Source organism: Streptomyces sp. NPDC002156, assembly GCF_053593675.1.
The window spans coordinates 49,029-55,500 of the sequence record NZ_JBSFDA010000062.1 but is presented as its reverse complement, the minus strand read 5'-3'; the positions used below and the strand labels follow the sequence as shown (position 1 = coordinate 55,500).

General features: G+C 70.7%; 7 protein-coding genes. 6 read left to right on the top strand and 1 reads right to left on the bottom strand.

Annotated elements, in window-relative coordinates; all coding sequences use genetic code 11:
* The first annotated feature begins 67 nt into the window (after positions 1 to 67).
* From ACWCRB_RS24590 to ACWCRB_RS24575, 4 genes are all read left to right on the top strand, one after another.
* On the top strand, positions 68 to 1,567 hold the full coding sequence (locus ACWCRB_RS24590; protein ID WP_450998094.1) for a GMC oxidoreductase: 1,500 nt from the start codon (positions 68 to 70) through the stop codon (positions 1,565 to 1,567).
* A 13-nt stretch (positions 1,568 to 1,580) separates the two neighbouring features.
* The gene (locus tag ACWCRB_RS24585; RefSeq protein ID WP_450998093.1) at positions 1,581 to 3,083 is read left to right on the top strand and encodes an alpha/beta hydrolase domain-containing protein; all 1,503 of its coding nucleotides are present in this window, start codon (positions 1,581 to 1,583) and stop codon (positions 3,081 to 3,083) included.
* A 141-nt stretch (positions 3,084 to 3,224) separates the two neighbouring features.
* Positions 3,225 to 3,467 (top strand): DUF6411 family protein, encoded by a 243-nt coding sequence (locus tag ACWCRB_RS24580; RefSeq protein ID WP_450998092.1) that lies wholly within the window; start codon positions 3,225 to 3,227, stop codon positions 3,465 to 3,467.
* A gap of 143 nt (positions 3,468 to 3,610) precedes the next feature.
* Positions 3,611 to 4,576 (top strand): YihY/virulence factor BrkB family protein, encoded by a 966-nt coding sequence (locus ACWCRB_RS24575; protein WP_450998091.1) that lies wholly within the window; start codon positions 3,611 to 3,613, stop codon positions 4,574 to 4,576.
* 130 nt (positions 4,577 to 4,706) lie between these two features.
* Here ACWCRB_RS24575 and ACWCRB_RS24570 read toward each other — a convergent pair whose 3' ends face one another.
* Positions 4,707 to 5,174 carry a winged helix-turn-helix transcriptional regulator gene (locus tag ACWCRB_RS24570; protein WP_450998090.1) on the bottom strand — a complete coding sequence of 156 codons (468 nt, stop codon included), beginning with the start codon at positions 5,172 to 5,174 and terminating at the stop codon, positions 4,707 to 4,709.
* Between the two features lie 96 nt (positions 5,175 to 5,270).
* Between ACWCRB_RS24570 and ACWCRB_RS24565 the strand changes: the two genes are divergently transcribed.
* Together ACWCRB_RS24565 and ACWCRB_RS24560 are read left to right on the top strand one after the other, a co-directional pair.
* Positions 5,271 to 5,801 carry a PaaI family thioesterase gene (locus ACWCRB_RS24565; RefSeq protein ID WP_450998089.1) on the top strand — a complete coding sequence of 177 codons (531 nt, stop codon included), beginning with the start codon at positions 5,271 to 5,273 and terminating at the stop codon, positions 5,799 to 5,801.
* A 131-nt stretch (positions 5,802 to 5,932) separates the two neighbouring features.
* Complete coding sequence (locus ACWCRB_RS24560) at positions 5,933 to 6,313, top strand: VOC family protein (RefSeq protein WP_450998088.1); 381 nt, start codon at positions 5,933 to 5,935, stop codon at positions 6,311 to 6,313.
* The last annotated feature ends 159 nt before the right edge of the window (positions 6,314 to 6,472 follow it).

Here is a 6,472-nt window from a genome sequence, read left to right as displayed (position 1 = left end):
CGCGGCGACGTCAACGACGCGGTGATCACCGGCTTCGTCTGGCCGGAGCGCGGGCCGGGCCCGCGCCGTGACGTCCTCCGCCGCGCCCTCCGTGACGGAGCGGCGCGAACGCGCCGTCGTCGTGGGCACCGGCTTCGGCGGTGGCGTGACCGCGCTGCGACTGGCCCAGGCCGGGGTGTCGACCCTGGTCCTGGAGCGGGGTCTGCGCTGGCGCACCGGCCCCAACGCCACCACCTTCTGCCGCTTCGCGAACATGGACAACCGCTCCGCCTGGCTGACCGACCACGCCATCGTCGGCGATGTCGACAAGACCTGGACGCCTTTCACCGGCGTCATCGAACCCGTCGTCGGCAACGGCATGACCGCGATGGTCGGGGCCGCGGTCGGCGGCGGCTCGCTCATGTACCACGGCATGACCCTGCAGCCCACGAAGGCCGACTTCGCCACGTCCATCCCCGTGGCGGCCGGCCTGTACGACGACCTCAACCGGTGGGCGTACCCCACCGTCGCCCGGATGCTGGGCATCTCCACCATCCCGTACGACCTGCTGGCCTCCGCCCCCTACACGTCCTCCCGCCTGTTCCAGGAGACCGCACCGAAGGCGGGCCTGATCCCGTTCAAGGTGCCGCTGCCCATCGACTGGAGCTACGCCCGGGGCGAGTTGACCGGCCAGTACGAGCCGACCTACACCACCAGCGACATCGCCTTCGGCGTCAACAACGGGGGCAAGCACTCCATCGACGTCACCTATCTCGCGCAGGCGGAGTCCACCGGCCTGGTCGAGGTGGCGCCCCTGCACGTCGTCCGTGACCTCGCCCTCGGCGCGGACAAGCGCTGGGTGCTGTCCGTCGACCGCATCGACACCGCCGGCACTGTCCAGGAACGGATCCGGATCTCGGCGGACGCGGTGTTCCTCAACGCCGGTTCGCCCGGTACCACCCGACTCCTCGTCAAGTCCCGCGCCAAGAACCTCGTCCCCGACCTGCCGGACGCCATCGGCACCCAGTGGGGCAACAACGGCGACCGGATCTGGGCCTGGATCAACCCCACCGGGGACGCCGGCACCCAGCAGGGCGGCCCCGCCTGCATCGGCGGCACCGACCCCACCAGCCCCATCCCGCTCACCGTCATCCACGCCGGCTCACCCATCCAGCAGCCCGGCGTCACCGCGCTGACCGTCGTCGGCTTCGGCATCGTCGACGGCGCGGGCACCTGGGCGTACGACGCCACGACCGACGACGCCGTGCTCACCTGGCCCACCGACGCCGACGCCGCGCTCCAGGCACTGATCGCGACCCGGATGCGGGCCATCGCCACGGCGGGCGGCGGCATGATGATCGACACCAACGCGAACGCCGCCTCCACCTGGCACCCCCTGGGCGGCGTTCCCATGGGCGACGCCGTCGACCTCACCGGCCGCGTCCTCGGCCACCAGGGCCTGTACGTCCTCGACGGCGCCCGCATCCCCGGCTCCACCGGCGCCTGCAACCCCTCCATGACCATCGCCGCCCTCGCCGAACACAGCATGCAGACCATCGTCCGCCAGGACGTCGGCCGAGTTTTCTGACCCAGGAGATGTCATGCATATGAAAATCCAGTGGGCGAGAAAGACCCGCCCTCAACTCCTCACGGCAGCCGCGCTGATCCTCCCGCTCCTTCTCGGAACCTCCTCGGCGGTCGCCGCACAGCCCGGCGGCACGGACTCGGGACCGGTCGCCCAGGCAGCCGCGAGTCCGACGGTCACCGGGCCGGTGACGGGCGGAAACGGCGCCGTCGTGCTGCAGGCGACGGCGTTCGACCTCGGCAGCGTGGGATACACACGGTCCGAGTACCTCCTGTCCGGTACCGCCGAGTCCTACGTACCCGAGGAGCCCCTCGACTCCGACGGCCGCTGGTCGGTCACGCCGGCGAGCAGTGCCCCGTACACCACCCGGATCGTGGTGAACCGGCCCGCGGATCCCGCCCGTTTCAACGGGACCGTCGTCGTGGAGTGGCTGAACGTCAGCGGCGGGCTCGACGCCGCCCCGGAGTGGATCTACGCCCACAACGAACTGATCCGCGAGGGCTACGCCTGGGTGGGTGTCTCCGCCCAGGCCACCGGAGTGACCGCCACCAGGACCGCGGACCCGGTCCGTTACGCGGACCTGTCCCACCCCGGCGACAGCTACTCGTACGACATCTTCAGCCAGGCAGGCCAGGCCGTACGGGACTCCGCGGCCACCGTCCTCGACGGGCTCCGCCCCCGCGTCGTGCTGGCCAACGGCGAGTCGCAGTCCGCGTTCCGCCTCACCACCTACATCAACGCGATCCAGCCCCTGGTGTCGGTGTACGACGGTTTCCTCGTGCACAGCAGGCGGGACATCGGCGCGCCGCTGTCGCAGGCGCCCCAGGCGGACGTCCCGACTCCGGCGGCCGTCCGCTTCCGCCCGGACCTGGACGCACCGGTACTCGTCGTCCAGGCCGAGACCGACGTGATCGCGCTCGGTTCCCTGTCCGCCCGCCAGGCCGACTCGCACCGCCTGCGGCTCTGGGAGGTGGCGGGCACCGCCCACGCCGATGCCTACATCGGCCTCGGCACGATCGACGACGGCAGCGGCACCGTCGGCCTCCAGGGACTGAAGGCCATGCTCAGCCCCCCGACCCGGACCGGCTGCGGCTCGCCGATCAACACCGGCCAGGCGCACTACGTCCTGGACACCGCCGAGTTCGCACTCAACCGCTGGGTGAAGACCGGCATCCCCCCGGCCAAGGCACCCCGCCTCCAGGTGGACACCTCCGGTTCCGCGCCCGCCTTCGTCCTGGACACCCACGGCAATGTCGTGGGCGGCGTCCGCACACCGTCGGTCGACGTGCCGGTCGCCGTCCTGTCCGGCCTCGGGCAGACCGGGGCGTCGTTCTGCTTCCTGTTCGGTACGACCACCCCCTTCTCCGCCGAGAAACTGGCGACCCTGTACCCCGACCACGCCACGTTCGTCGCGAAGTGGACGTCCGCGACCGTACGAGGGGCCGTCGCGGGTTTCATCCGCCCGGCCGACGCGGCTGAACTGATCGGAGCGGCCACCGAGTCCGGCATCGGCGGCTGACGCACGACGGGCGAGGCTCCCCGGCGGCCGAGGCGAGGCGTCTGATGCCTCGACTCCCGGCGCGGGGAGCCTCGTCCGTCGTGCGTAGGTGCGCGGCCCCGGGGCACCCGTCTCCTCCCGACCGACCAAAGGAGCAGACTCGTGATCATCGCCGCAGTTGTCGGAGTATGTGTGGTCCTGGCCGTGCTGGCCTTCCTCGTCCCGCGTCTCTCCCGCCACCCCGAACGCGGCACGCAGCGTTCGCTCGGCGCCGGCGCGCGGACCGGCGGCAAGGCACCCGGCTTCCTGGGCAGGCTGTTCAGCAAGCCGTTCCGGACGAGTTCGCGCGCCGTGGGCCGCAGCGGCTCGGCAGGCCGTCGCACCCGTGGCCGTATGCCCTTCTGACGCCCCGGCCCGCTCGTCGTCGGTGCTGCCACCCCGAATCCCCCTGACGACCGACCCCCACAGCCGTCCGGCTGTACGGTTCTCCCCGCGGCAAGATCGCGTTCCTCGTCTCGCCGTACGGACGACAGGAGGAGACGTTCTCGATGGGGACCGTCGTACACGTTCCGCAGACGCGGGACATGATCGGGGAGGAGCTGTCCGGAGACGAGGCGCTCACCGCGCTGAGGCACTACGGCGGCCGCCGACTGCTCCTCGACGCGTTCTCCCGCTTCCGCTACGCCGACGGCTTCACCAACTCCCGTTCGCTCGCCTTCCAAGTGGTCCTGGGCCTGGTGCCGTTCACGATCGCGCTGGTCGGCGTGGCCACCACCGTGCACACGGAGAGCGTCGGGCGGATCATCGAACTCACCCTGGGCCAGATCGTGCCGGGCGCCAGCGCGAGCCTGGTCGAGGACGCCCTGGACGCCACCGCGCGCAGCGCCGGTTCCGGAGTCGGGAACGCCGTCGCCATGTGGCTGGGACTGGCCTTCGCCGTACTCAACCTCGCCTCGGCGATGGGGCAGGTCGAACGGGGCGCCAACCGCATCTACGGCATCGAACGCGACCGGCCGTTCCTGGCCAAGTACGGGCGTTCCCTGCTCCTCGCGCTCACTGCGGGCATGCCAATGGTTCTGGGATTCCTCGTGCTCGTCGCGGGGGACGCCATCGGGAACGCGGTCGTGGAGGCCCTCGGGTGGCCCCGGGAACTGCTCGACTGGTGGCGGCCCCTCGAAGTGCCCCTGGGCGTGCTGCTCGCCTGGGTCGCGTCGGCGGTGATCTTCCGCTGGGCTCCGCGCAGGGACCAACCGGGCTACACCTGGCTCGCGTTCGGCTCGGCGGTCCACCTGGTCCTGTGGATCACGGCCACGTGGCTGCTGGCGCTCTACGTCGCCAACAGCGGAGCGTTCGGCGCGGTGTACGGACCACTGACGGCGTTCGTCGCCCTCCTGCTGTGGGCCAACCTGACCGGTGTGTCCCTGTTCCTGGGCATCGCCTTCGCCGCCCAACTCGAAGCGGCCCGGGCCGGGATCACCGAGGCGGTGCAGCCGGATCCGGGGCCGGGGCCGTGAGCCGGGCCCGGGCCAGGCGTGCCGTGTACCGAGGCGGACTGAGTGGTGTGGGTCGGCTTGATCGGCCGTGCGTACCCCAAGTGCGGCGGTGCCACCGGACTTGCTGAAGGCCCGGGCCGGGGCGCAGGGCTCACGACCGGGGACGGGCACCGGGCCCCAGCCGGGCGGTGATCTCACCGGGCGTGAGGGCCGAGTGCTCGGCTGAGCACTCGACGACGACGCGGACCGGGGCGTCGCATTCGGTGTGGCGGATGTCCAGTACGGGGCCCTCGGGGCCGAGGGCGTGCTTTTCGCCCCACTGGCTCAGCGCCAGCAGGACCGGCCACAGGTCCCAGCCCTTGCGGGTCAGGCGGTACTCGTTGCGGGCGCGGCTGCCCGGCTCCTGGTAGGGGACGGTCTTGAGGACGCCCGCCGAGATCAGCTTCCGGAGGCGGTCGCTGAGGACGGCTTCCGACAGGCCGATATGGCGGTGGAAGTCGTCGAAGCGGCGGACCCCGTTGACGGCGTCACGCAGGATCAGCAAGGTCCATTTCTCGCCGACCACGTCGAGCGTGCGCTGGACGGGACAGTTCTCCGTGCTCGCCTCAAGCCACTCCATGCCGCCATCGTAAGGGGCTGGCTTCGTCATTGACAGTCAGGTGAAGGCGCGGCTAGCTTCATTTGTAAAAGTCAGAGGACGGGAAGGTACTCGGTCGTGGGACGGACACGTACGTATCAATGGGAAGATCCCGCGATCCTGGCGGAGGCCGCCGGGCGCATGGCCGGTATCGACTTCCTGCGCGAACTGCAGGAGGGGCGCCTGCCGCGGCCGCCCATCAACCACTCCATCGACTTCACCCTCGACGAGGTGGAGCCCGGCCGGGCGGTCTTCTCCCTGACGCCGGGGGAGGAGCACTACAACCCCATCGGCAGCGTGCACGGCGGTATCTTCGCCACCCTGCTCGACTCGGCGGCGGGCTGCGCCGTCCAGTCCACCCTCCCGCAGGGCATGGCCTACACCTCGCTCGACCTGACGGTGAAGTTCCTGCGCCGGATCACCGTGGACACGGGCACGGTGCGCGCCATCGGCACGGTCGTCAGCAAGGGCCGTCAAACCGCCCTCGCCCAGGCCCAGTTGGTCGACAGGACGGACCGCCTGCTCGCCCACGCCACCAGCAGCTGCATGCTCTTCCCGGTGCCTCCTTCCCGCGCGGGCGCGCCGAGCCCCGGACAGGATCGCCCCTGAAATCAATTCGCCCGCGCTCGCCTCATCCGGTACGTTCACGGGGTTGTTTTCCCTGCTGGGGGACCTGCGGTTCGCGTGTGGCCTTCCTGGCGGTTTCCCGGCAGTTCCCAGGCTGAGAGTAGGTTTCGTCCATGGCATGTCGTATCAGTGAGCTGGTCCTCGGTTGCCGCGACCCTGAGGTGCTGGCGCGGTTCTGGTGCGAGGTACTGGACTTCGTCGTCCTCGACCGCGAGGACGACGGCACGCTGGAGATCGGACCGCGCGAAGGGTTCGGTGGTCCGCAGCCGACGATCATCCTCAGTCGCAGGGACGAGCCGGAGAAGGGAAAGTCCCGGCTGCACATCGACGTCAACGCCACCGACCGCGACCAGGACGCCGAACTCGAACGCCTGCTGAAGCTCGGCGCGCGCCCGGCCGACATCGGTCAGACGGGTGAGGAGCAGTGGCATGTCCTGGCCGACCCCGAAGGCAACGAGTTCTGCCTGCTCAGGGCCCGCCTCGCCCCACTCTGATCGGCATCGGTCACGCGCCACCCGGGCGCCAGAGGCAGCCTCCGTATCGCAGCAGGGCGCACGATGTCCGCTGTGCGATTCCGCAGATCCACGCCTGACATCCGGCGAGTGAGGAACAGTGATGGCCACGACAGCCGGAGCCGTCGGCGGTGCGGGGTG